Source organism: Rhodococcus sp. UNC23MFCrub1.1 (genome assembly GCF_000686025.1).
GTDB lineage: Bacteria > Actinomycetota > Actinomycetes > Mycobacteriales > Mycobacteriaceae > Rhodococcoides.
The window spans coordinates 20,223-42,240 of the sequence record NZ_JMLQ01000014.1 but is presented as its reverse complement, the minus strand read 5'-3'; the positions used below and the strand labels follow the sequence as shown (position 1 = coordinate 42,240).

Here is a 22,018-nt window from a genome sequence, read left to right as displayed (position 1 = left end):
GAGGCTCAGGCTTGAGGCCGACGCATCAGCAGGGCGTGTAGCACCCGGATCGCGACCGAACGGCGCGCATCGTCTTTCGAACCCAATGCGATTCCTACGGATGCAGCGATCAGGAGCTGGCGACCGATCACGAACGCCAGCAGCACAGGCATGCTGCCGACTACGTCAATTGCACTCAGTACAGAAGATGACATGTGAATTCCTTCGGTCGGCGATGAGCGGTACGACTCAGTTCTCACAGACCGGAGTCCATCCGGCGATAGCGTTGGGCCACTGTGGCGACATAGAGGGCGGTCAGAGCGGTGCACCGGAAATCCGGCCGCCGGAAATCCGGTGCCGGACAGTCCCCCAGCGACGTGGAGAACGAGAGGACCTTGCATGAAGGACGACCCGGTGGCCCACTTCGCGCAAGCCCTGTGTGAACTACGGGCCGAACATGGTGATCCCCCAGCTAGCACTCTGAACAGAAGGGCCAGAGAGCGCACGAATGGCCGCAATTCACTTCCCTCGTCGTCATTGAGTGACTGGTTTAGGGGAAAGTCTGTTCCGTCCAGCGTGGAGAAGTTCAAATTACTCGTTGCGGCAATTACGCAAAGCGGCGATATCCCGGCATCGCTCGTGCATCTTTACCGCCAAGCCAACAATGAAAAGTCGGCCCGCACGAAGGTCCGCGAACCAGCGCCTGAGATCTCAGATGCCATTGAAGAAACTCCCCAACCTAGTCGAGTTCCGGCCCTGTACATGTTGCATTACGCGAACATCCCTCGACTTTCGCAGTTGTTATTCAGCCACGGAATCGCCCTCACATTACCGCCGATACCGCACCCCGCAGAACGCGAAATGTTGTCGTTCTTACAGGTGATGCAAGAAATTACAGTCCACATGGCACAGATCGAATTACCGACACGGCGATTCACCCAAGACCTGAATCTTCGAACGTTGAAACCAGGTGATTTGCTCGTTTTCAACAGGCGTGTGCATACCTTGAACGGACCAGCGCCACACGAGAACCGGCCTCTCACCAATGATTTGACCAAAGATCCAGTGATTTACATAAAGAAAAGTGGAGTTCGTATTGTTATGCCGTACGACCCGCGGTATGTCACAACCGATACCGCCTACTCCGAATTTTCCGCTGGTGCCACTCAGATGGTCGGGCTGTGTGTCATAAAACGGCGTGCAAATAAAGAGGACCCACCACATGGTCCGAAATTACCTCGAGTGCAGTATGTAGCGACTCCACTATTGTTGGGAATTTCCATCTCCGACGAGAATAATTTGGACCTCACAGAGAAGATCGCTTATGAGGCCCACTTCCGCGACGGGTCATCCGCCTGGTTTGGGCCATGGAACGACAAGAGCGAGGAAGACAAATAAGGCGAAGTCTGCGGGGTTGCTTTCGCAGAATGCAGCGGGACGGCGGAAGGTGACCTACACCCTCCGTTGGTAGGTGCCGCCCGGCTCGGCCGATTCGCCCTGCCACCGACTCGGCTATCGCGGCCGATCCGATGGGGCACAGCGGTGCGTCAACTGGTGACAGGTCACCTGACAACCCCTTATCGGCGTTCCAAGCTCCGACAGTTGATCCACGCGCGGTGCGCGTAGGTGCGCTATCGTTTTGGGTGTTCGACCGTCGATGAGGGTCACGGTCGAGCGTCCATCACCAGTGCGTACGCGGTGTCGGCACCTGTATGTGTCGCACGATGCGCGTGTGTGCTGATTCGACGCTCCCGAAAGGCCCTCGCTCCCATGAAGTTTTGCTCGTTCCCCCTGCCGTCCTCGGTCGGTTCGTATTTGCCCGTTGTCGTGTCGGCCATGGGCGGAGCACAGTCGTGACCGGGCGTATGTCGTTCGTCGACGATGCTGTCCTGGACCGCTCTCTCCCGCCCGGTCTCGCCGATCAGGTGCGCGAAGCCGTGCAGCCACTCGGTGATTGTGCAATCTGCGGTACCGCACTCGGAGAGAGGCCTGTGCGGTTCGGTGTCACCCCGTTTCCGGGGTCGACCCATGTCGATGTCCGCCATGCCACCTGCGGGCCGGCCGATCCGGAAGCGTCGATACATGTGGTGACGCCGACGACGTATCGCATCGCGCCGATGCGGGTTCCGGTGACGTCCGGCGGCGAGGTGCGGAACGTGTCGGCGCTGTTGGTGAACCCGTCGATCGACGGGTGGCTGATCGCCGACGATGCACGGTCGTTGCTCGACGGGTACCACGAGCGTGGGTTCACCGCCGGCGACGAACAGGTGCTGCCCGTACCGTCCGACGAGGTGTCCTGGCGCATCGACGACGACGGCACGATCGTCGTCGCGGACGGTGTCGCCGCGCAGTACCGACTCACGGACCCCCCACCCGCGTTCGTCGAACGGATCATGCGCGAGGGCGGTTTCGCCCTGGTGGTGTCCTACACCGTCGGTGTCGAGGCGGCCTACGCCAACGGCGCTGTGCAGATCGGTGACCTGATCCGGGAGCCGGACCGGCTCGCCCAGGCGTGGGTGCCCGCCGATCCCGACACTAACGGTGACGACGGTGCGGTCCTCGCTCATCCAAGCGAGGCCAGGAGCGGCAAGACCGACCACGGCCCCGCCGCGAAGATCCCCGTCCTTCAGCGTTTGAACTGGACTGTGACCGCGGCGTGCGTGTTGGTGCTCGTGTCGGTGGCGGCGGCAATGGGAGTCGACTTCGGCGGTTGGTGGGTCGGTGACGTGCCGACCGATCGCGTCGCCGCGGTCGACGGCGTGCTGGTCGCCGGCAGGATCGGGGTGGTCCTCCTCGTCGTTCTTGCTGCGGTGACAACGGTGGTGGTGGTGGGCTGCAATCGCTTTGTGCATGGCCGGTTGAACGCACGAATGGCCTGGTCCTACGCCACACAGACGGCGGCGATGCTGCTGTTCGGATGGATCATGTGGGCGTTCTGCGCCGTCGGCGCGGCGTTCGGGGGGCAGTGATGACCGCCCGCACCACGAGTTCGGCCGGCTCGTCGATCGGTGAGACCATCGCACTGATCGTCCTCACCCTCGCGGTGGTCGGCGCGTTGATCACCCTGGGGGCGTGGTGGTTCGGCGCGGCGCTGACCGGCATCGACACCTCCCCCAACCCGCTCATCGGAGCTTTCGATGCTGTTCGTGGTCGACGACCGTGGCCGTGGCAGTCCACCGTCCTCGCCGCGTTTGCGGGGTCGGCGGTTCTCGTTCTGACGGTAGCTGCGGTGTGGCGGTGGGCGCGGGGACGCACTTCCGTGGACGCAGCGGCGAAGACGATGGTGCACCCGGGCAAGCTGTCCGGCGTTTCCCGATCGGCGTCGCAGAAGTTGGTGCCACAGTTCGACAAGAAGGATTCTCGCTCGTGGGGGTTCCTCATCGGCTACACCGTTCGCGGGAACGTACCGGTGTATCTGACGTGGGAGATGGTCATGGTGGCCATCGCCGGCATGCGGATGGGCAAGACCGTGGCGCTGGCGATCCGGGCGGTGCTCGCGGCGCCCGGTCCGGCGATCGTCAACTCGACGAAACCGGATCTGCACGCCGCGACCCGGTTGGGTCGGGAACGCCATGGGCAGGTGCACATGCTCGATCTGCAACGCATCTGCGGAACACGTGTGGTCACGTTCTGGTGGAACCCCCTCAAGCGGGTGCGTGAGATGGGTGACGCGCGCAGGGTGGCGTCGTTCTTCGTCTCCGGGTCATCCACCAAGGGGGCGACGACGAGCAACTACTTCGACGGCGGTTCCGCCGACCTGCTGGCGCTGTACCTGCTCGCCGCGGCCGCCGGCGGCGGCGACATGTTGCATGCGGTGCACTGGCTCGGCCGCGATCAGGACTCCACACCGGCGCAGATCCTCGACGCGACCGGTCATCCGGAGGCGGCGAACGCGATCCGTACGGCGTTGAGGATCAACCCTCGTCAGCGAGACGGCCTCTACGACATGGCCCGCAAGTGCTTGAACGTCCTGGTGGACAAGGACTACGCGGACGTCGTCACACCTCCGCGTCGCACCGTGATCGAAGCCAGGACGAACCCGGAGACCGGAGCTGCGGAGATCCGTCGACTCCGCGGCGCTGTCCACCACGATCGGCCCGAGTTCGACCCGCACAAGTTCGTGACCAGCACCGACACCCTGTACACACACTCCAACAAGGGAGCCGGACCGGCGACGCCCCTGGTCACTGCGCTGCTCGGTCAGATCTTCGATGCCGGCATCACGATCGCCGTGCGCAACCCCTCACGGAGCTACCCGGCGCAGATGCCCGGGTGGTGGCCACAGTCCTGGTGGCGTCCTTCCCACCGAGCACCGGAAGGGCGACTCGAGGTGCCACTGGTGGCAGTTCTGGACGAGGTGGCGAACACCGTTCTGCTCGAAGACCTGCCCGACCAGTACTCCTACTTCGGATCACACGGCATCATCCCCATCGCCATCTTGCAGAACCCGCAACAGGGCCAGAAGTCATGGGGCCGAGAGGAGTTCGACGGCATGATGTCCAACGCCGTGCACTTCTACGGCGGTGGAACGAAGGACCGCGCCTACGTCCAGGGCCTATCCGATGTGGTCGGCACCCACGAGGTGCAGACCACCAGCCACAGTCGCGGACGATCCGGGGTCAGCACCTCGCAGAGTTGGCAGGAGCGCCCCATCCTCCCGGTGCACACGCTCGCCGCCATGCCCAGCTCACGCGCATTGGTGACGATGCCCGGCAATCCTCCGGTTCTGATCAAGAAGCTGCCGTGGTGGGAGACCGACGACAAAGCTCTCATCGAGGAGTCCATCGGCCGCTACGCCGGATCGGAGAAACTCAGAGCCGCGCTGCTCACCGGACTCGACGACGACGATCTGCACCCCACGCAGGACGACCTCGAGGTCGATGCGGATCTCGCCGGGATGTCGTTCGACAAGGACGACGATGACACCGACGAACAGGGAGGATGGTGATGGACGATCACCGGTGGTCAGATCCGGACAGGGCCGATCCCGACACAGACGGGGTCGATCCGGACCGTGCCCTCGACATCACCGAGCAGTGGGACGACGCGGCGGAATCCCCTGAGGACGGGCCCGAACGTCGTTACCCGGACCTGGAAGCTTTCGTCGACGGGTTTTTCGCCCAGGTGGTGAACCGTCACCTGTCCGACCGCCCGGGGGACGGAGCGACGTGGGATCCACGGTGGTGGCGTCACAGGGAGGTCCGCGAGCGACTCCGGGCTCTGTGGGATGCCTACGAAGGAGCCCTGGTCGCGAGCGCGGAGGACGCGTCCGCGTTGTCACGGTGGTGGCTCACCGACCTCGACGGGCACCTGAAGGTGTTGCTCGACGGCCGAGGTGGGCCGATGAGCCACACCGACCCCGACGGGTCCTGGACCGGTCATCCACCGCTGCGCACTGTTCCGGTGCCGGACGGGTTCGACCTCGACGACGCATAGGAGCAGTCAGGCCGCCGCTTTGGTATGCATCTCGGCCAACGCCAGCATCAATCCCGTTGCGACCATGACAGCGATGATGGCGTTGGCCGGCGTGTAGTGATCACGGTGAGCGCGATGGATGGTCACGTGCCGGGACAGGGCCATCGGGCGCGGCTTGCCGCTCTTCGGATTCCATTCGGTCAGCAGATTCACTACCGGTGCCACACCCAGCTCTATCCGTAACTGGTCGGTCCAAAGTGCGTGGCCGAGGTCGCCGAGCCCGCACCAGTTCTTGGCCTTGCCGTGCCGCTCGTCGATGTGCTCACCGATGAGGGTGTCGCACACGTTGACTGCGAGAGCCTGTGCAGCATCCCCGTGACCATCACGTAGCGCGGTCACGGCGTTCTGGAGCAGACCGCGCTGACCTTCTACTTCGTCACCGAGAGTGTCGTGCAGGGCCTCGTCGCAGTCGTCGAGGATTGCCCGAGTGCGGTCGAGCAGGATGGCGACCCGCTCGTCACGGTCCGCGGCGTCAACCAGCTCGACCACGACGTTCGCCCTCGGCACGTATACCAACGGAATCCCCTCGTCCTCGACGATCTGGCAGACCAAGTCGAGATCGGGTCGCTCCTTGGGCCAGTTCGCTGGGAATCGGCGTGCCAAAACCCCGAGGATCTTGTCGAGGCCGGGCACACGGATGTCCGGCACGTGCACGCGTGGAACCATCAACTGAGGAAGCGACGGCTTCCAGGCTGCCGTCACCGCCAGAGGGGGTTTCCACGCGGTCGTCACCGCCACGGGCGGCTTCCAGGCAGTCGTCAGCGCCGTGGGCAGCATGAAACGGTCAGCGATGGCGATCGGCGGTTGCACCAGTTGCGCGTGGAACCGTTGCTGCCAGGCCGTCATCTCCCGCGCCATGACCGCGGCCGGACTGTGTTGCAGGTCCAGCGGTGGCACGATCGGGGGAATCGATACGAGCTTGTCGATCCCGCTCAACGCCGAGATCTTGCCCATGTCCGCGATCATGCGGCGGAAGTCCTCGTGAACCCACGGATGCTGCGTCACGCCGCCACAGTAGACACGCAACCCGACACCGCACCGGTCCACCAAGACCACTCGGGTCCGCCCGAGTCACCACTTCCCGCAGACCACGGCACTACCGGATCGAGCTGCCTCACAGTCCCGGTCCGACGTCACGACCCTGGTCGGCATCGCGGCCGACGGCCCGGCTTCTGAGGTGTTGTTCGGTGTCCTGCTTGCGGGTGGCCGCGTTCCGGACACGCTCTTCGGCGGCTCGGTCCGCCGGTGACAGTGCGGCGCGGCGGTCGAGTTCATCCCGATACGTCTGGCGGGTGCGCTCGCTGCGTGCGGCAGCCGCAGCACCCGCGGGCGCACGGGCGACGGCGGCGACCCGCAGACGTCGCCTGAGTTCCGCGGTCGGTATCCGATCTACCGCGGCGTCCTTGGCACGGGTGGTCTCGGCTGCGGTCGGTCGTTGCGGCGGGCGGAGTGTGTTCTCGACTGTGGCTTCGTCGGTGGTCAGGGCGGTGCGCCGGTGCTGTTCCGCGGTGACGGCCGTGGCTCGGGAGCGCAGGCGGTCACGTTCGGATCCGGCTGTGGTGATGGTGCCGGCGGCAGTGGTCGCGGCACGCTGATCGGCCGATCGCGCCGCGGTCAGCCTGGCGTCGAGATTCTCGTCGGCACGCTGGGCGTCTGCCACGATCCGGTCCCACATCTGACGCGGCGGTGCGGCGGCCAATGCGGCCTCAGCGTCCGCTCTCGTGGTTCGAACGCGTTCGGACCACAGTGCGGTGTCCGCTGCGGCAGCGGTGACACGGTCCTGGTCGACGGTGCGTCGACCGAAACGGCCTACCTGGGGTTCGCGGGCGGCGCGTTCGTTCTCTTTCGCTGCGGCGAGACGGGCCTGTGCCCGCTCGGCACGTGCTCGCGCGTCGACAGCGACCTGTACGGACTTCGCCGCAGCGGTGGTCTGTGCGTGCTCGGCGCGGACTGCTGCCACGGACTGTCCGCCCAGTGCTGCTGCCCTGGCGACGCCCGCGAGGCGGATGTCGCGATCGAGTGCGGCCAGACGGGTGCGGGCCTGCGCGGCGGCGGCGTCGAGCTGGTCGTCGGTCAGTGCTCGGATAGGTGCTCGCCGCATCTGCTCGGCGGCCGCGGCGGCGTCCGTGCTCGCGTGCGCGGGAGTGCGCACCGCGTCGGGGCGTTCGTCCAGTGTGCGCCGCGGTGCCCGGTCGGACGCCGGTGCTTGGTCGTGTGTGGTCGCTGGTTCGTCCGTGGTGAGTGCGCCCGCCGGTTCGGTCGAACGGTCGCTCATGTGGAGGTAGGAGCGCAGTTCGTCGGTGTAGGCGGTGAGATCCGGGTCGAGGTCGGTGACGGTTTCCGCGGCGGCCGTGACGACTGCTCGGATCGCGGTGCGTTCTGGGTTGTCGAACCGGGTCAGGTGCAGATCGAGAGCGGCGGTGTCGGCGCCGAGCGCGGTGTCGACGACACGTCGGGCCAACTCGGTCCACTCGCGGTCGGTGAGGGTGTCGGCGACGCGAGCGGGAAGCGCACGTTGCAGGGCAGTGTCGGTGTCGATGTCGATCAGCGCCCGCACCGCGTTCCGGTACGCCTTCTGCTGCGGGTGGGTGTAGTCGAGGTCCGTCGCCCACACCGCGTCGGGGCCGTGCGGGTCGATGATCGCCGCGACCATCGCGGTGGCGAAGGTGCGTAATTCCGTGTCCGCGCCGTGGTGCTGCGGGGGCAGCACGGGCACCGTCGACGCGACCGCCGGCGCCTGCACGTTCTTGAGGCGGGCGAGGATCGCGACGGGGATGTTGCCGGCGCTGTGCAACCCACGGTCGCTGAGGATGTCGATGACGGAGTCGACGTCGGCGCCGCGGGCGATGGCGTCGCGGACACCGGCGACGGCGGCGTCCCACCCGCGCTGCGCTCGGGCGGTGGTGTGGATCGCGGCCGGGAGTACCGAGTCGAGCAGGTGGCGTGCGTGGGCGTCGCCGAGTTTGGTGGCGGCGGTGTCGTAGTAGTCGCGGAACCTGCGCGGGTCCGATGCGCGGGCCAACCCCTCGCGCAGGTGCTCCACGGCGGCGCGTTCCTCGCCGTCGCGCGCAAGGATGCCGGCGAACACCGTTGTCGGTGTCGCCTCGGGTTGGGGGGCGTGGTCGAGGTCCGGGTCGGGGAGCTGGTCGGTGACGAGGTAGGCGTAGTTACCGGTCTTGCCTCGGGTCATCGCCACGTACGCGGTCTGTCGGTCCACGGCGTTGGAGAGCAGTGCGCGGCCGATGTCGACGGTGAGGCCCTGGGCTCGGTGGATTGTGTGGGCATAGCCGAGTTCGGTGTGCCCTCGGGCGTACCAGGCGGGCAGGACCGTGTGTGCGCCGTGCCGGTTGCCGGTGACAGCGATACTGCCGTCCTCACCGACGCCGGTGACGGTCCACAGGTCACCGTTCTGCACGGAGAAGCGGCGACCGTGGTTGTCGGTGGCGCGCAGTTCGGCGCGGTTGCGCCTGGTGACCACGACGTCGCCGACGTGTGCGCGGGCGGTGTCCGACAGCGCCGCGGAGATCCCGTTGCCGGTGCCGGCTTCGGTGTGGTGGATCGCCTGGGCGGCGGTGTTGAGGTGGCGGACCTGCTCGTTGGTGGGGGCGAGCATCACCGACGACAGGCCGGCGCGGGTGTCGGCGAGGTGATCGTCGAGCAGACGCACCAGCAGCTCGTCGTCGGTGCCGCCGATCATCCGGTCGTGTGTGCGGTAGAACTCGATCACCGTGTCGTCGCCGGTGCGCAACCCGAGTGACGCGGTCGCCTCCGCGGGGTTGCGGAAGCGCACCACGTCGACGAGCTCCGGCGCGCTCGTCTCTCGGGCGAGCATGCCGAGCGCGCCGCCCGCATCGACGGCGCCCAGCTGTGCGGAGTCGCCGATCATGCGCACCACCGCGCCGCGCTCGGCGGCCAGGGCCACGAGCTGGTCGAGGTCGCGGGTCGAGGCCATGCCCGCTTCGTCGACGAGGATCAGAGTGCCGCGGTCGATGCCGGTGTCGGATCCGGTGGCGTGCCGGTGCAGGACGGAGGCGATGGTGCGTCCGGGCACACCGACGTCCTCGCCGAGCACTGTCGCAGCGGCGGCGGACGGTCCCAGCGCGAGGACGGTGCGTCCTTGTTCGTGCCAGGAGTCGACGAGCAGTTTCATCGAGGCGGTCTTGCCGGTGCCGGCCGGGCCGATGCCCACCGACACCAGCGTTTCTGCGGTCGCGAGGCGGCGTGCCATGTCGAGCTGTCCGTCATTGAAGACGAACGGTGTGCCGGTGCGGGTGGTCTCGAGTGCTTCGCGGCGTGCGCGGGCACCGTCGAATGCCTCCGCCGAGACGGTGAACACCGTCTGGGTGTGGGCGGCGGCGATGAGGCGCTGTTCGGCGTCGAGGACTGCTGCGGAGGAGTAGCGGGACGCGCCGTGGTCGGTGAACACCGACTCCCCCGACGACCGGGTCAGCGCGGGCGGGAGGTCGTCGAGGGTGATGTCGAGGAGCAGTGAGTCGCGGTGCAGGGCGGCGTGGGTGACCTGTTCGACGGCGCGGCGGGCGTGGGCCGGGTCGGCGAACCGGATGCGGGAAAGCTCGTCCTCGACGACGGTGCGCACGTTCGCCTCCGTCCACGTCGACCGGGCGGTGGACACGCGGTCGATGACGCGCTGCGCCCACTCGTCTGCGTCGATGTCGGTGACGACGTCGAACGTGGCGGTCGGCGATTGCACCGATGCGAGGAGGGCGTCCACCCCGCCGTTGGCGCCGCGCTCGGCGAGGAAGGTCTCGGCGCGTTCACGCCACTGACCGCGCATCACCGACAGCGACACCGGCGGCGCTTTCCCCGACCGGGTGTCGAGCGTCGCCTGCTGCACGAGTCGGATCTGCTGCGCCTTCGACGGGGTACGTCCGTGCTCGGTGCGGTACTCCTCGGTCAGCTCGCGGGCGCGGTCCATGATCGCGTCGCGGCGGGAGAACTCCGACAACAGTTCCGGGTCGAACCCGACGATCTCGCGCACCGGACGTTTGCCGTCGGCGCGGGCGCGGTCCTCGAACTGCACGCCGGCGTAGCGGGCGGTCTTGTCCGCGACGAGGGAGTTGTAGCGGGCGGCTGCGGCGACCGCGGCGCGGTGCAGTGGACGCGCATCGAGGGCGCGCCACTTACCGTCGACGGTGGTGCGGACCTTGTTCGACACCGCGCAGTGCGTGTGCAGGTTCGGGTCCCCCGTGCGGTTGTCGTAGTGCACGAACTGGGCGATGACCAACCCGTCCGTCTCGACCTGCTCGGTCGATCCCTTACCGCGGCGGGTGAACCCGGCCTCGGCCTGTATCCACTCCAACGTCTCGTTGACTGCTTCGGTGTGGGCGCGCTCGACTGCTTCCTTGGCGGCGGCGTCGCCAAGTCCCCACAGGGCGCTGATCGACTTCTGCGGGGTGAACACCAGGTCGTATCCGGCGACGGGGTGACGCACCTTCGACTCCTGGGCGCGGATGAACTCGGTGAGTTCCTTCGGCAGTCCGTCGCGTCCGTGCGCGTCGCGGAAGAACGACTGCGCGACGTCCAGGCGGACACGCTGGCGCTCCCCCGCCGACAATGCCTTACCGGTCTCCTTCGCCGCGGCGCTCGTCGCGTCCTTGACGGCGGCGAGGTAGGGCACCTTGTTCTCGAAGCTGGGGAACGGGCGACCGAGCTGCTGCGCGGCGGCGGTGCGGTCGACGTTCTCCCCTATCGCTGCGGCGCGGGCGATGTTCGCCTCCGCGTCCGGGTGCAGCCCTTCACCGAACAGTGCCTTCATCTGCGTCTCGGACACCACACCGTCGACACCGAGTGCGGTCGCCCCGCGGCCGGCCCACAGTCCGGGAGGGGCGCCCTCGGCGGTGTAATAGTCGGCGATGTTCTCCCCGCGCGTGACGGTGTGATCGCACGCCGCGACCTGCCGGGTGAGGTAGGTGTATCCGTCGCCCGCGTGCAGGCGGTGCAGCGTCATCACCGCACACCACCGCCCCTGACACCCGTGATCGGCGCCGTTGCGGGCCGTCCTGGCGGGGTGCGAACTGGCCGCTCAGCCGCCCGTTTAGGGCGCGTCAGACCGCCCGTGAGGGGGTCGGACGACCGGGAGTGCACAGTCCGATGGTGCCGCAGGCGCTCTGTAAGAGCAACTGGTGTGTGGAGTTCGTGGTGGGCGAGGAACGAGGTGTCGTGTGACGACGGAGGAGGAACAGTGGTTTCGGGGTCGACAGCGGAGCGGAACGTCGACACGGGTGGGGGTTGTGTTAGGAATCGGCGGGTAGGCGATGATTGCGGCTAGGGTGGCCGGCATGGCGTCCACCTCGGCCCGCGTCGCGGCGCGCACCCGCGCACGCGACGCGCAACGCAAAGTCCTCGCTGCCCGCGCCGAACGCGACAAGGCGAACATGGACTCGCTCACTGAGTTCTTCACCGCCGCGGAGGAAATCGAGGCTGCCCGCCGCCGCCAGGCCGGCGCCCTCGCCGCGATCCGTCAGCGGGAGGGAACGCTCACTGCGGCCGCTGCGCTGGCCGGCCTCACCCTCGGCGAAGCGCGCACGCTGCTCGCCGTGCTCACCGCGCCGGACCCGGCGCTCGACGACGGCACCTCGGTGTCGTCGAGCACTGATTCTGTTCCGCACACCGCCGACGCTTCCGACTCGTCCGAGTCGGCGGTCTAGCACCACTGCGGGTGCAAATGTCTCCCCCCGATCCGGCGTTGCACGACCCGGTGCCCGGTCAACTCGCGCTGCCCGGTCTGCCACCTGTCGACGGGCAACTTCTCCTGCCCGGCTTCGCCGGCGTCGCCGCGCCGCCGGCGCGCACCTCTCACCGCGGCACCCCGCTGGCCGCTCCCCCGTCGGCGGCGACGATCGAACGGTTCCGTTCCAAAGTGGTGCGCACTCCGGGGTGTCACTTCTTCGTCGGGGCGGTGTCGAACCCGGACGGGTACGGGCGTATCAACTTCCTCGACGGCGGTGTTCAGCGCACCATCGGTGCGCATCGGTTCGCGTTGATCCTCGTGCACGGTGATCTCGGCCCCGACGTCGTCGGGGAACACGAGTGCAACGAGACGTTGTGCGTTCGTGTCGGAGACGGGCACCTCAAGCTCGGCACGCAAGCGGGCAACCTCGCCTACGCCGTCGCCACCGGCCGGCACCTCGGACCGATACCGGCCTACGCGGACCCGCGCGGCCGCTACGGTCGCGCACTCGCCATCCGCGACGCACTCGCGCACGGGTACAACGCGAACCGGTTATCTGCCGCCCTGAGCGGGACGGACACCGCGGGTCAGGACGCTCCGAGGCTGTTCTGAAGGGGCGTCGGATTCAGCCGGTGAGGTGCTCGACCGCTCGCGCCGCGCGACGATCATCCGCACCGCCTCCACCACCAGCAACGTCGGCACACAGACCACGAGAACGATCAGTGACGCGACGAGTGCAGGGATCAACACCGAGTACATGCATCAGCTCTTACCCACCGATCGGTAAGGAACAACAGAGAACACAGATGCCGGCCCTGTCGCACCCCCGGTGTAGACAGCAGGTCACGACACGTGCGCCGCACCCGGGTGGTGCACTTCCCGACCGGGAGGACTCACCATGCTCACACCACTCGCCCTGGTCGGCGGCGGACTGCTCATCCTGGGCATCAAGTACGTCGCCGAACATCGCACCGGCCCGCTTGCGTGGGTCGCCGGTGCGATCATCTGGCTCGGCACCATCGCCGTCGTCGGTGCCGTCATCGCCGCGCTTGTCGCGGGCGCTGCGGTGTTCGCGCTCATCGCTGTGGTGTTCGCGTTCATGATCCCGCTTGCATTGCTCGGCGGATCGGTTGGCAACGGCAGCCGTGGGGTCTACCCGCGCCGCTACTACTGACCCGGCGGACATGTGTGCGGCGCGGCCGTGCACATGTCGGGGCCATGATTTAGAGTCGTCCGTGTTCGACCGTCGATGAGGGTCACGGTCGAGCGTCCATCACCACCGGCCGCCACCACCGCACGACAGTCCGACCAGTCGTGTGCGTTCGGTTGCGTATGCCGGTCGACGCTCCCATCTTGAAAGGCCCTCATGTCTGCCATCACCACGCTCGACAAGTCCGCTGTCCTCGCTCGCGCTCGCGAGGCGATCGACACCCGCACCCGGTTCGTCGAGACGCTGTTCGACGCCGCCACCGATGCCGCAGCCGCGCACTCCGCGGTCGCCGACGCCCGCGACGCCGCCGCGACCGCGGACACTGCGTTCGAGAAGGCGTACCGCGACGCGCTCGCCGCCGGATGGGCCGCCGCGGAGCTCAAGGCCGCCGGCCTCCCCACCCCGGCCGCACCACGCCGGTCCGGCCGCCGCAGCACCCCCCGGCGCAGCAAGGCAGCAACTCCGGTGTCAGCACCGGTGGACACCGCACCGGGCGGCGGCGCGGCCGTCGACGAGCAGGCGACGGCATGACCGGGGCGACCACGGCTGTCGAAGCAACGGTGTGGCGGCGCACCCCCGCCGGCGAACCCGGCCGCACACCACTCGCGCACGGAGTGTTCGTCGACGACGCCGGGGCACACGAGTTCATCGCGCACCAGATGCGCACCCTCCCCACCAGAGGGGTCGACGACGTGATGATCCAACTCGTCACCGTCACCGTCGCCGGCGACGGACCGTCCCGGCCGACCCGCAACATCGTCGGCAGCACCTCGTCGGTGCTCGCCGATCTCGACCACCCCGACCAGGCGGCGCACGCGATCTCCTCCGTCCTCACCCGCACCGCACAGACCCGCAGCGTGGACGTCGCCGCGGTGTTGGAGCTCGCGGCCGCGTCGGCGGCCGCGAACGTCGGCGGTACCGACACGTTGTTGGCGGCGTCGCCGCAGTCCGAGTCGGCGCAGCACGTCGCCGCACTGGCGGCGTTCGGGACCGACCCGCAGTTGCCGTTGGCGAAGCGGACGGCGCCGGTGGTGCTCTATCTCGAGACCCGCGACCAACAGCTCTCCGACTACGGGATCCAGGAACTGTGGCACCGGGACCGGGCGAGTATCCGGGCGGCGATGCGGCCGGCAGACCTACCGTCCTCGGTGGTGACCGAGCTGGGCGCGGAGCTGGTCGCCGTCGACCGGCTCTATGCCGCGGACACCGACGCCTACGTTGCCGCGTGGACCGCGGCGGCGACGGAGAAGGCGCGGCGGATGGGCCTGCGGGAGTCGGTGCCGGTGGTGGTCTCGACGGAGGAAACGGAGTTCTTCGACGACGGGGATCTCGAACCGATCTACGACCACGCGTTCGCCCTCACACCGCTGCCAGGGTGCGGGTACATCCCGGAGACGTTTCCGCACCGAACGTCGGACGGCGGTATCGACGTCGAGGCGTTCATCGCCGCCGAACACGCCGCGCGCCGCGGTTACCGCGACCGCGCACGCGGCCAGGGCGGCACCGGCGAACAGGTGGCGTCGTGACGCGGCGTCGCCGGGTCGGCGGGGTGGTGGCCGGCGCGCTGTCGGTCTGCACAGCGGTTGCCGGGTGCTCACCGATCACCGTTGCCGTGCCGGGTTCGGGACCACCGGCGACGACAGGTGAGGAGGTGACGGTGACGAACATCGTGGACGGGGACACCGTCGACGTCACCACCACCAGCGGGGACACCGTGCGGGTGCGGTTGATCGGCATCGACACACCGGAAACGGTCGAGCCAGGAGCGGCGGTGCAGTGTTGGGGACCCGAGGCCACCGCGTACGCCGACATGTACCTCGATGGTCAGACGGTCACGATGAATGCGGACCCCACCGGTGACGATGTCGACGACTACGGGCGACTGCTGCGGTACCTGACCCTGGCCGACGGGGCGGACTACTCCGTCATCGCCGCCGACGCCGGCATGGCGCGGGCGTACATCTTCGACGAGTCCCACCCACCGGTCATGGCGTCGCAAATCGCCAACGGCGAATACCAGGCGCGCGTGACCGGACGCGGCCTGTGGGGTCCGCCCTGCAACGGCGACACCTGACCGTCACCGCCGCAGCACTCCGCTCCCGGCCGCGTCACTCGACGAGTGACGCGGCCGGGCATGTTCGGTAGTGGGCGACGAACGTCATGGGCGCGCGCCGTCCACCTACCCGACCGGGCAGTCCGGGTGTCTGTTTCAATGCTGAACGTGACCCGTGATACCGGAAGTAACACCAACTTCGAGCCGTCCGTCCATGACGTGGTCACAGTGACGGTGTCGGAGCATCCGGAGCGGGGGCGGATCGTCGAGGACTTCGGCGACAGTGTTCTGCCGGCCGAGCGCACGGGGCGGACGTGGGCGCAGGCTCGTCGGTGGGCGATCGCGCTGGACTCGGGGCGGTTGGTGTTCGCCGACACCGGGGATCTCGCGCCAGCTCGTTCGTGACCGCGAGGGCCGCGCTCGTCGCCGGGTCGGCCGCGTTGTATGTCGGTGCGGCGATCCTGCTGGTTGTCGATCAGTGGCTGCGCCGGGCAGCGCGCGGCGACTGTGATGCCAGTCGGGACCGCCTGGATGCGGCGATCGTGTGCGCGGTGCTGGCGTCGGTGTTCGCCGTCGCCGCCGCAGAGACGTGAACGGCCCCCACAGGGCATGACCAGAACCACCGACGGGATCGCCATCGTGCTCTCCATCGCTTTCGCGGCCGCCTTCACCGCCGTCGCCTACTGGGCTGCGGCAAACGCGTGGCGGCATCTGAGGCAGCCGAGCGACATCAGGCCGGGCATCGTGCACGCCGCCGGATGGCTCTCCGCGGCTGCGGTGCTGGCACTGGTGTTCGTCGCCGCGTGGGCGAACGAGAGTGCGCACCTGACCGTCGGGTTCTGCATCGGAGGACTCGCCGCTCCGCTGTCGGCGCGACTGTTCGCCTCGCGCGGTGTTCGGCACCGCTGACGCCTGTGACGGCTCTACCGCGGCCGGTTCGAGGATGCGGTGGTGACCACCGCATCGTGCGGCCCGTTGCCGGCGTGGGTCCGGCTCCGGGTCGGGACCCAGGTGCCGGTGTGCCCGTCGAAGACGTGGCCGTCGGCGGTGACGTGGCGGGTGTCGCGTTGGGTGATCGGTCCAATGCGGGTGTCGGGTGTGAGGTCGACGCGGACGCCGTCGCGGTCGTAGATGTCACCGGCCCACACCATTCCCGCCAGTTCCGGAACCCCCGCTCGTCGCCCGCGGTACCCGCCACGCAGGTCTTCCACGCGGGTACGGCAGGCGTCGAGCACCGGGCACCTTGTCAGGCATTCCCGTGCTGCGACGCGGAGTCCGTCGACGTCGGTGCGGTCCACGTCCCACCGGGCGGGAGCGTGCTGGCACGGAGTGCGCGGGCGGGTGCCACCGGCGGACCCCTCCTGGCCGGGGAGGTCGAACCATCCCGGAGGTAGCGGAGTGGGACGGTAGTTCGTCACGGAGTTTCCGCCGGGGTGCTGCGGAAGGTGTTGAGCCGCCTCCACGCTGCCCGCTGGGCGGTGCCGAGTTCGACCATGTAGTCGAACAGTTCGTCCTCGGGGCCTTGTTCAGCGGCCTGGATGAGTCGCTGCCCGGTGATGTGAAAGGACCGCCGGTAGGACTGCGAGAGCACTATGTCGGCGTAGTGCGCCACCGAGACTGCGGGGGCGTCGGCGGTGACGACGTCCGCCAATGCTCGGCGCAGCGGTGCGTCCTTCTGCCCTCCCCCGGCTCGGTGCAGGACAGCGGCGACGGAGGCGGGGTCGTGGGGCTGTCCGCTGGTGACGAGGTCGGCGATGACGGTGAACAGTTCCGCGTAGGCGGGGGTCGCGAAGTCGGCCGGCACCAGGGCGTCGGTGACGCGGACGGCGGCGGCGGGGTCGGTGCTCCACAGGAGCGCGCAGAGAGTCAGCGATTCCGGGTCGGTCCGCGGGTCGAGGCCAGCACCGGTGTCGGCGGCGGGATCCTCGACAGCGTCGGGTGCGAGATCGAGGACCGCATCGACGATTGCCGGGTTCTGTTCGGGTTCGGGGACTGCCCGCAGTGCGCTCATGACGGTGTGACCTGCCCTTACCGGGTGTCGCCGGTGTCGGCGGACGGGTGGACGTTCCAGGGGCCGGGGATGACGACGGCGCTGGTGGTCTCGGCGGCGAGGTCCGCTTCGATCTGTGCGGCGATGAAGTCGTGGTCGGGCCGGTAGTCGAACGCGAGGTGCGCCATGACGGGGTCTCCTTCGGTCGGTGGTGGGTTGCGATGTGCGGTCAGGCGGCGGACGCGGCGGCGAGCTCGGCGAGGCGGTCGTCCCGGTATCCGCCCCAGTGGGTGTCGGCGTCGACGACGACGACGGGTGCAGCGAGGTAGCCGAGCGCCATGACGTAGTCACGGGCTTCGGTGTCGACGCTGATGTCGACGGCGGTGTAGTCGAGGCCGGCCTTGTCCAGTGCCCGGAACGTCGACCGGCACTGCTGGCAATTGGGCTTGGTGTAGACGGTGATTCCGGACATGGCTCGCGCCTTTCGACTATTCGGTGGAGTGGTTCTATCCTATTTCACTGGTGGGTTTTCATCCACCGCTGGATGGTATTCGTTCCGTAACGATGCGGTGCTTATCGCGTTGCGCTGCAACCGTTATGACCGACTTGTGAATTGTATTCGGTCTGGTCTCGGCGGGTTTTGTATTGCGATTTCCTCGCGCTGTCGGAGTTTTTCGCGGCGAGAGTCTACGATTACGGGATGACGTATTCGCGTGTGGAGTCGGAACTGGTGGCGAGGGCGTTGGATCGGAGTGCACCGTCGGATCTCGCGGTCGAGGCAATGGTGTCGGGGGTGCCGGTCGAGGAGACCCTGCCCCGTTCCGCAGACCCCGGCGCTGTGGATGTGGTGTGGGTGCCGGAGGACATGCCCGACCTGTGATCGCGATGGCCGGCCCCGGTTGGTGACGATAGGTCCGCTCGGTGGTGGGTGCGTCCGGGGTCGGCGTGAGGGCTCGATGCCCGATCGCCGGCTACCCCCCGCCGGTGGCCGGGCGTCCCCCGCTCGCTGCGGGAGCCGCCCGGCCCCGTGTCTCATTCCCGGTCGGGTGCCCCGGGGAGGTGCGCCCCGGTGGTGGCACGGACGGTCTCGGCGTCGACGTCGAGGGTCCGGATCTCGGAGGGGCTCATGGCGGCGTCGAGTGCCTGCCGGAGCAGTCGGAGCATGTGGGGGGCGTGTATGCCTGCGCTGTTCGCTTCGGCTTCTGCCGCGTCGTAGGCGATGTTGGCCGCCGCTCCGTCTCCGGCGCGGTGGCAGAGCCACCCGGCGATGCTGAGGGCCTGGACTCGGGCTTCTCCTCGGGTGTGGCGGGCGATGGTGGCCATGACGGTGTGCGCGGACGTGCTGCCGTAAAGCGGGAGTCGGAACATCGCGTCGCGGACGGGCAGGCTGCTGATGACGGCGGCCGTGCGGGCGATGAGGCCACTGTCGGGCAGCTCGTCGGCGTAGACGACGGCGGCCAGCTCCTCGAGCACCTGCGCGGGGTCGGCGTGCTCGGCCGGGTGGACCTGCATGGTGTGGGCGTAGCGGTTCCCGATCGCGGTGCGATTGGCTTCGATGACCGTTCCGGCGAGGGCGGTGGTGGCGGCGAGTTCGGAGACGATGGGGTCGACGTCGAACACGGCGAGGGTGTCGAGGTCCTGGGCGGCGGCCGGTCCGGCGAGGGTGGGGACCCAATAGGTGCCGATCACGTCGACGGCGGTGGCGAGGATTCCGGCGATGACCAGGTTCTCGACGGCGGCCGCTTTCTTGCCGGGGCGCTCTGCGATGGTGACGACGACGACCGACTCGACGCCGTGGCGACGCAATACGTCGGTCATCTTGTGCGCCTGGGTGACGACCTCGACGCGGTCGAACCTGGCGGCGAAGGTGAGAATCTTGCCGGTGAACGCGAGCACGACGATGGACTCGGTGGGGACGTGCCGCAGGGCTGCGGGGATTGCGGCAATGACCTGGGCTGCGCCGGTGAGGGTGATGCGGGGTTGCGTCATGGGAGTGGAACCTTTCGAGTGGTGTGGCTGGGGGACGGTCAGGATCGGAGTGCGCGGCGTGCGCTGCGGCGGTCGTAGCGGGCGCTGGCTCGTTTGACGGTGCGGCGGATCTTCGGTGCGCCGCGTCGATGGACCAGGTGGTCGATCTCGTCTGCGGTGGACGGGTGCTGTGCGCGCATGACTGGTGCTTCCCTTCGGAACTTGTGTGGCTCGGGTCCTTGCCCTCACCACGTTCTTTCGCCGTCATCTGGCGTGGCGAAGAGGAGGCGGCGCACGGGAACGGCGTCCTGCACCAGAGACGAAAAGTTCTCAGCCGGAGGCGTTCTGAGAAGTTTTCGGACCCCGCAGGGGCCGCAGCGCAGCGGAGGTCGGGTGTGGGTAAGACGGGCACGGGTGACGCAGCATCGGAGTAGCCAGATGTGCCGAAAGAACGAAGCCCTTCGACGGTGCGGAGCGCAGCGGAGCTCCACTAGGCGGACGCCCGCAGGGTGGCCCACCGCCCGGCCGACCACGGCCGGCCTGCGACCAGGAACCGCCGCCCACTCCCCCCGAGCTGCCACCTTCCACTGGTGCGGGCGGATGGCGATTGTGCGGGAGCGACGGGAATCGACCACGTCCCGCGAGTCGCGGTAGCTCCTGCCCATCTCGCGTGGACCCTGCCTGCACTGGGCGATCCGCCGACTACAGTTCATCCACGCTCGCCGACAGGTGAGCTGGCAACGATGGAGTACGAAACATTGAATGTGTACGGCGCGAACGTCGTCGAAGGAAGCTACTCGGCGGATTACAACAGCGGCTGGACCTTGAGGTACCGAAACCCGAGCTTGCTGAAGCCGACTGTCGTCGCCAAGTTGGACAGACAACAGGAGCCGCTGCCGGCTGACCCGTCGAATGAGCTACCCGCGAAACAGGATGACGACTTACTCTTAACCGCGATTGTTGTTCCGCCATTCGTGGGCATGGTTGTCGGATACCTGGTGGGAGTAGCCTCGGAGAACAGCGATGCGGGTGCGGTCACCGGCGCTGTTCTGTGCGGTGGTATATGGGTTGTCTTGCTTATCGCCGCGATTGTTGAGGCAATGCCTAATAAGAAGAAGGCGCGCGCCGAGCTGAAGGAACGGACCTTTACTCGCGACGAAAGTCTCGAACTGCGCGAAGCCATCGTCGAGGTGTCCATCCCCAACCCGTCGCACGGCAGGTGGGGACACAAGTTCGAGCCCGTACTGACCTCTGAGACGAAGACGCCCCGTAGCAGGAACGACCCGTTGGACGTACTCAAGCGCCTCGCCGCCGAGACCCATCAGCTAACACGAGACATCCGGGCTTCCGACTCCTGGCGCGACCCCCTCTTACTTGCAGCTCATCACAATCAGTTCAATCCGAAAGTCGAAGAACAGAGGATTCTCGATCACATCGCAGGCCTCTACCGTGCGTTCACCAAATTGGGCGACAAACCACGCGGGTCGACCGCAGGGGCGGTGACTGCCTCGGAGGCTTACACCGCGGCGGCGACACCTCTGGAGAGTGTGCTCGACACTGTTATCGCCCGTGTGACCGCTCTTCGTCGTTACCGACGTGATCTCAGGGCGCTCGATACCGAACTGGAGCATGCGCGAACTGCCAGGCGCGTGTTGGAGCTGGACGAGGACACCGTCGAGCTGTTTGCCAATGCGGTGGGGAACGAATTCGCAACACGTCATCTGGATTCGCTCAGTGAACAAACCCGCGTGATGGGCGCCGCAATCAATGAGTTGGTGGAGTCGTTGAACGGGAACCTTCGGACCCTGGCTGCATTCGCCCAATCGCCCGACACGTCGACGCGGCGCTGACGTCGTCTGCTCGGCTATCTCCGCTGCGGCGTGATGGCCCCGGACGGGCACCACTGGTGGGTGCGGAGGGTGCCGTGGCCGTTTCCGCTGTGCAGTTCGACCTCGCACAGTCCGATCCAGTCGCCGGAGGTGGTGCGCACCCACGCCCGCAGTAGTCCGCGGGCGGTGCCGGTGAGGTGGAGTCCTTCGGCTTTGACGCGCAGTGCGAGTCCGCGGTGGGCGGGCCGCGAGGTGCGGGCGAACGCGCGGCCGAGGTCGATGACAACCGGTATCGGTGGGTCGTAGATCCGTCGGGGTGCGGGGGTGAACGTGACGGGCCAGTCCTCGAACACGACCTGGTCATTCCCCGGTGCGGGTGGACGCCGTTGGGTTCGTCATGGGCGCTCCGTCTCCGCTGTTCCCGGGTGGTGTTGCGGAGCCGGGTGCTTCCCGTGACGTCCGGTTTCGGTCCGTTCGCCAACCACTCGGCCCCGCAGGTCCGAGATTAGCAACTATCGAACATGTGTTCTAGTCCGGGTCGGGTGTTCCGGGGAGCCTGGTGAGGGCGGTGGTGCGGTACCAGTCGCGGAGCGGTCCGGGTTCGGTGGTGAGGTGGCGGTGCGCTCGGAGGATGTCGGTGACGTGCGCGTGCGCTGCCAGAAGTTCCAGGTCGTCGGGGTCGTGCCCGTCGAGGACGAGGGCGGCGCGTTCGTCGTGGTCCATGACGAGTTGGATGCAGCCGGCGGTCGGGCGGTTCCCGCCGGCGACCGGGTGTGCCGACACACCGACCGGGTCGCGGGGCCGGTACGCGTGGTTGTGGGAC

26 protein-coding genes are annotated in these 22,018 nt (G+C 67.8%); 15 read left to right on the top strand and 11 right to left on the bottom strand.

Annotation, left to right across the window (positions count from 1 at the left end):
• Positions 1 to 5 precede the first annotated feature (5 nt).
• Complete coding sequence (locus tag BR07_RS27195) at positions 6 to 194, bottom strand: hypothetical protein (protein ID WP_155957164.1); 189 nt, start codon at positions 192 to 194, stop codon at positions 6 to 8.
• A 184-nt stretch (positions 195 to 378) separates the two neighbouring features.
• Here BR07_RS27195 and BR07_RS27190 point away from each other — a divergent pair, with 184 nt between their 5' ends.
• The 4 genes from BR07_RS27190 (at position 379) to BR07_RS25980 (ending at position 5,415) form a co-directional block, all read left to right on the top strand.
• Complete coding sequence (locus BR07_RS27190) at positions 379 to 1,377, top strand: hypothetical protein (RefSeq protein WP_155957163.1); 999 nt, start codon at positions 379 to 381, stop codon at positions 1,375 to 1,377.
• A gap of 689 nt (positions 1,378 to 2,066) precedes the next feature.
• Complete coding sequence (locus BR07_RS0121705) at positions 2,067 to 2,948, top strand: hypothetical protein (protein ID WP_155957162.1); 882 nt, start codon at positions 2,067 to 2,069, stop codon at positions 2,946 to 2,948.
• Positions 2,948 to 4,927 (top strand): type IV secretory system conjugative DNA transfer family protein, encoded by a 1,980-nt coding sequence (locus BR07_RS0121700; RefSeq protein ID WP_037187311.1) that lies wholly within the window; start codon positions 2,948 to 2,950, stop codon positions 4,925 to 4,927. Before BR07_RS0121705 ends, BR07_RS0121700 begins: the two co-directional genes overlap by 1 nt.
• The gene (locus tag BR07_RS25980) at positions 4,927 to 5,415 is read left to right on the top strand and encodes a DUF4913 domain-containing protein (protein ID WP_197027868.1); all 489 of its coding nucleotides are present in this window, start codon (positions 4,927 to 4,929) and stop codon (positions 5,413 to 5,415) included. The genes BR07_RS0121700 and BR07_RS25980 overlap by 1 nt, the downstream gene beginning before the upstream one ends.
• Before the next feature lie 6 nt (positions 5,416 to 5,421).
• Here the strand turns inward: BR07_RS25980 and BR07_RS0121690 are convergent, their stop codons facing one another.
• Together BR07_RS0121690 and mobF are read right to left on the bottom strand one after the other, a co-directional pair.
• Positions 5,422 to 6,459, bottom strand: a complete 1,038-nt coding sequence (locus BR07_RS0121690; protein ID WP_155957161.1) for a hypothetical protein — start codon at positions 6,457 to 6,459, stop codon at positions 5,422 to 5,424.
• A 109-nt stretch (positions 6,460 to 6,568) separates the two neighbouring features.
• Entirely contained in the window at positions 6,569 to 11,422 is a 4,854-nt protein-coding gene (mobF, locus tag BR07_RS26440; RefSeq protein ID WP_051613694.1) for a MobF family relaxase, read from the bottom strand.
• A gap of 331 nt (positions 11,423 to 11,753) precedes the next feature.
• On the opposite strand from mobF, the gene BR07_RS0121680 reads away from it, so the two are divergent.
• The 9 genes from BR07_RS0121680 (at position 11,754) to BR07_RS0121635 (ending at position 16,317) form a co-directional block, all read left to right on the top strand.
• Entirely contained in the window at positions 11,754 to 12,122 is a 369-nt protein-coding gene (locus BR07_RS0121680) for a hypothetical protein (protein ID WP_155957160.1), read from the top strand.
• A 17-nt stretch (positions 12,123 to 12,139) separates the two neighbouring features.
• Positions 12,140 to 12,757, top strand: coding sequence for a hypothetical protein (locus BR07_RS27485; RefSeq protein ID WP_197027867.1), 618 nt, complete (start codon positions 12,140 to 12,142; stop codon positions 12,755 to 12,757).
• 286 nt (positions 12,758 to 13,043) lie between these two features.
• Positions 13,044 to 13,319, top strand: coding sequence for a hypothetical protein (locus BR07_RS0121665; RefSeq protein WP_027507190.1), 276 nt, complete (start codon positions 13,044 to 13,046; stop codon positions 13,317 to 13,319).
• Between the two features lie 192 nt (positions 13,320 to 13,511).
• Positions 13,512 to 13,886 (top strand): hypothetical protein, encoded by a 375-nt coding sequence (locus BR07_RS27720; RefSeq protein ID WP_037187308.1) that lies wholly within the window; start codon positions 13,512 to 13,514, stop codon positions 13,884 to 13,886.
• Complete coding sequence (locus tag BR07_RS27715) at positions 13,883 to 14,881, top strand: hypothetical protein (RefSeq protein ID WP_027507189.1); 999 nt, start codon at positions 13,883 to 13,885, stop codon at positions 14,879 to 14,881. The genes BR07_RS27720 and BR07_RS27715 overlap by 4 nt, the downstream gene beginning before the upstream one ends.
• A gap of 131 nt (positions 14,882 to 15,012) precedes the next feature.
• Positions 15,013 to 15,429: a thermonuclease family protein gene (locus BR07_RS27710; RefSeq protein WP_231476477.1), complete on the top strand. Its 417-nt coding sequence runs from the start codon at positions 15,013 to 15,015 to the stop codon at positions 15,427 to 15,429.
• 198 nt (positions 15,430 to 15,627) lie between these two features.
• Positions 15,628 to 15,813 (top strand): hypothetical protein, encoded by a 186-nt coding sequence (locus tag BR07_RS25960; protein ID WP_027507187.1) that lies wholly within the window; start codon positions 15,628 to 15,630, stop codon positions 15,811 to 15,813.
• Positions 15,810 to 16,001 (top strand): hypothetical protein, encoded by a 192-nt coding sequence (locus BR07_RS0121640; RefSeq protein ID WP_027507186.1) that lies wholly within the window; start codon positions 15,810 to 15,812, stop codon positions 15,999 to 16,001. Before BR07_RS25960 ends, BR07_RS0121640 begins: the two co-directional genes overlap by 4 nt.
• A gap of 16 nt (positions 16,002 to 16,017) precedes the next feature.
• Positions 16,018 to 16,317, top strand: a complete 300-nt coding sequence (locus BR07_RS0121635) for a hypothetical protein (protein WP_027507185.1) — start codon at positions 16,018 to 16,020, stop codon at positions 16,315 to 16,317.
• A 14-nt stretch (positions 16,318 to 16,331) separates the two neighbouring features.
• Here the strand turns inward: BR07_RS0121635 and BR07_RS27185 are convergent, their stop codons facing one another.
• Genes BR07_RS27185 through nrdH form a run of 4 tightly spaced genes read right to left on the bottom strand, consistent with a single transcriptional unit; the run spans position 16,332 to position 17,870 of the window.
• A complete protein-coding gene (locus BR07_RS27185) occupies positions 16,332 to 16,826 on the bottom strand; it encodes a hypothetical protein (protein WP_155957159.1) in 495 nt (164 codons plus the stop codon).
• A complete protein-coding gene (locus tag BR07_RS25955; RefSeq protein ID WP_081821479.1) occupies positions 16,823 to 17,419 on the bottom strand; it encodes a DnaB-like helicase N-terminal domain-containing protein in 597 nt (198 codons plus the stop codon). The genes BR07_RS27185 and BR07_RS25955 overlap by 4 nt, the downstream gene beginning before the upstream one ends.
• 17 nt (positions 17,420 to 17,436) lie before the next feature.
• On the bottom strand, positions 17,437 to 17,586 hold the full coding sequence (locus BR07_RS27180) for a hypothetical protein (protein WP_155957158.1): 150 nt from the start codon (positions 17,584 to 17,586) through the stop codon (positions 17,437 to 17,439).
• Positions 17,587 to 17,627: 41 nt separating this feature from the next.
• Complete coding sequence (gene nrdH / locus BR07_RS0121615; protein ID WP_027507183.1) at positions 17,628 to 17,870, bottom strand: glutaredoxin-like protein NrdH; 243 nt, start codon at positions 17,868 to 17,870, stop codon at positions 17,628 to 17,630.
• A gap of 228 nt (positions 17,871 to 18,098) precedes the next feature.
• Between nrdH and BR07_RS0121610 the strand changes: the two genes are divergently transcribed.
• Positions 18,099 to 18,278 carry a hypothetical protein gene (locus tag BR07_RS0121610; protein WP_155957157.1) on the top strand — a complete coding sequence of 60 codons (180 nt, stop codon included), beginning with the start codon at positions 18,099 to 18,101 and terminating at the stop codon, positions 18,276 to 18,278.
• 152 nt (positions 18,279 to 18,430) lie between these two features.
• On the opposite strand, the gene BR07_RS0121605 is transcribed toward BR07_RS0121610, so the two are convergent.
• The gene (locus tag BR07_RS0121605) at positions 18,431 to 19,387 is read right to left on the bottom strand and encodes a DUF4192 family protein (protein WP_027507181.1); all 957 of its coding nucleotides are present in this window, start codon (positions 19,385 to 19,387) and stop codon (positions 18,431 to 18,433) included.
• A gap of 38 nt (positions 19,388 to 19,425) precedes the next feature.
• Positions 19,426 to 19,566, bottom strand: a complete 141-nt coding sequence (locus BR07_RS27175) for a hypothetical protein (protein WP_155957156.1) — start codon at positions 19,564 to 19,566, stop codon at positions 19,426 to 19,428.
• Positions 19,567 to 20,109: 543 nt separating this feature from the next.
• On the opposite strand from BR07_RS27175, the gene BR07_RS0121595 reads away from it, so the two are divergent.
• Positions 20,110 to 21,216, top strand: coding sequence for a hypothetical protein (locus BR07_RS0121595; RefSeq protein WP_027507180.1), 1,107 nt, complete (start codon positions 20,110 to 20,112; stop codon positions 21,214 to 21,216).
• Between the two features lie 14 nt (positions 21,217 to 21,230).
• On the opposite strand, the gene BR07_RS0121590 is transcribed toward BR07_RS0121595, so the two are convergent.
• On the bottom strand, positions 21,231 to 21,548 hold the full coding sequence (locus tag BR07_RS0121590; protein ID WP_027507179.1) for a hypothetical protein: 318 nt from the start codon (positions 21,546 to 21,548) through the stop codon (positions 21,231 to 21,233).
• A 175-nt stretch (positions 21,549 to 21,723) separates the two neighbouring features.
• On the bottom strand, positions 21,724 to 21,918 hold the full coding sequence (locus BR07_RS27170) for a hypothetical protein (protein WP_155957155.1): 195 nt from the start codon (positions 21,916 to 21,918) through the stop codon (positions 21,724 to 21,726).
• Positions 21,919 to 22,018 lie beyond the last annotated feature (100 nt).

What these genes read in the sequence shown, in the direction of transcription:
- BR07_RS27195 (WP_155957164.1), bottom strand. Translation starts at nt 194, where the DNA reads ATGTCATCTTCTGTACTGAGTGCAATTGACGTAGTCGGCAGCATGCCT.
- BR07_RS27190 (WP_155957163.1), top strand. Translation starts at nt 379, where the DNA reads ATGAAGGACGACCCGGTGGCCCACTTCGCGCAAGCCCTGTGTGAACTA.
- BR07_RS0121700 (WP_037187311.1), top strand. Translation starts at nt 2,948, where the DNA reads ATGACCGCCCGCACCACGAGTTCGGCCGGCTCGTCGATCGGTGAGACC.
- BR07_RS25980 (WP_197027868.1), top strand. Translation starts at nt 4,927, where the DNA reads ATGGACGATCACCGGTGGTCAGATCCGGACAGGGCCGATCCCGACACA.
- mobF (WP_051613694.1), bottom strand. Translation starts at nt 11,422, where the DNA reads ATGACGCTGCACCGCCTGCACGCGGGCGACGGATACACCTACCTCACC.
- BR07_RS0121680 (WP_155957160.1), top strand. Translation starts at nt 11,754, where the DNA reads ATGGCGTCCACCTCGGCCCGCGTCGCGGCGCGCACCCGCGCACGCGAC.
- BR07_RS27485 (WP_197027867.1), top strand. Translation starts at nt 12,140, where the DNA reads ATGTCTCCCCCCGATCCGGCGTTGCACGACCCGGTGCCCGGTCAACTC.
- BR07_RS0121665 (WP_027507190.1), top strand. Translation starts at nt 13,044, where the DNA reads ATGCTCACACCACTCGCCCTGGTCGGCGGCGGACTGCTCATCCTGGGC.
- BR07_RS27720 (WP_037187308.1), top strand. Translation starts at nt 13,512, where the DNA reads ATGTCTGCCATCACCACGCTCGACAAGTCCGCTGTCCTCGCTCGCGCT.
- BR07_RS27715 (WP_027507189.1), top strand. Translation starts at nt 13,883, where the DNA reads ATGACCGGGGCGACCACGGCTGTCGAAGCAACGGTGTGGCGGCGCACC.
- BR07_RS0121635 (WP_027507185.1), top strand. Translation starts at nt 16,018, where the DNA reads ATGACCAGAACCACCGACGGGATCGCCATCGTGCTCTCCATCGCTTTC.
- BR07_RS25955 (WP_081821479.1), bottom strand. Translation starts at nt 17,419, where the DNA reads ATGAGCGCACTGCGGGCAGTCCCCGAACCCGAACAGAACCCGGCAATC.
- BR07_RS27180 (WP_155957158.1), bottom strand. Translation starts at nt 17,586, where the DNA reads ATGGCGCACCTCGCGTTCGACTACCGGCCCGACCACGACTTCATCGCC.
- nrdH (WP_027507183.1), bottom strand. Translation starts at nt 17,870, where the DNA reads ATGTCCGGAATCACCGTCTACACCAAGCCCAATTGCCAGCAGTGCCGG.
- BR07_RS0121610 (WP_155957157.1), top strand. Translation starts at nt 18,099, where the DNA reads ATGACGTATTCGCGTGTGGAGTCGGAACTGGTGGCGAGGGCGTTGGAT.
- BR07_RS0121605 (WP_027507181.1), bottom strand. Translation starts at nt 19,387, where the DNA reads ATGACGCAACCCCGCATCACCCTCACCGGCGCAGCCCAGGTCATTGCC.
- BR07_RS27175 (WP_155957156.1), bottom strand. Translation starts at nt 19,566, where the DNA reads ATGCGCGCACAGCACCCGTCCACCGCAGACGAGATCGACCACCTGGTC.
- BR07_RS0121595 (WP_027507180.1), top strand. Translation starts at nt 20,110, where the DNA reads ATGGAGTACGAAACATTGAATGTGTACGGCGCGAACGTCGTCGAAGGA.
- BR07_RS27170 (WP_155957155.1), bottom strand. Translation starts at nt 21,918, where the DNA reads ATGGACCACGACGAACGCGCCGCCCTCGTCCTCGACGGGCACGACCCC.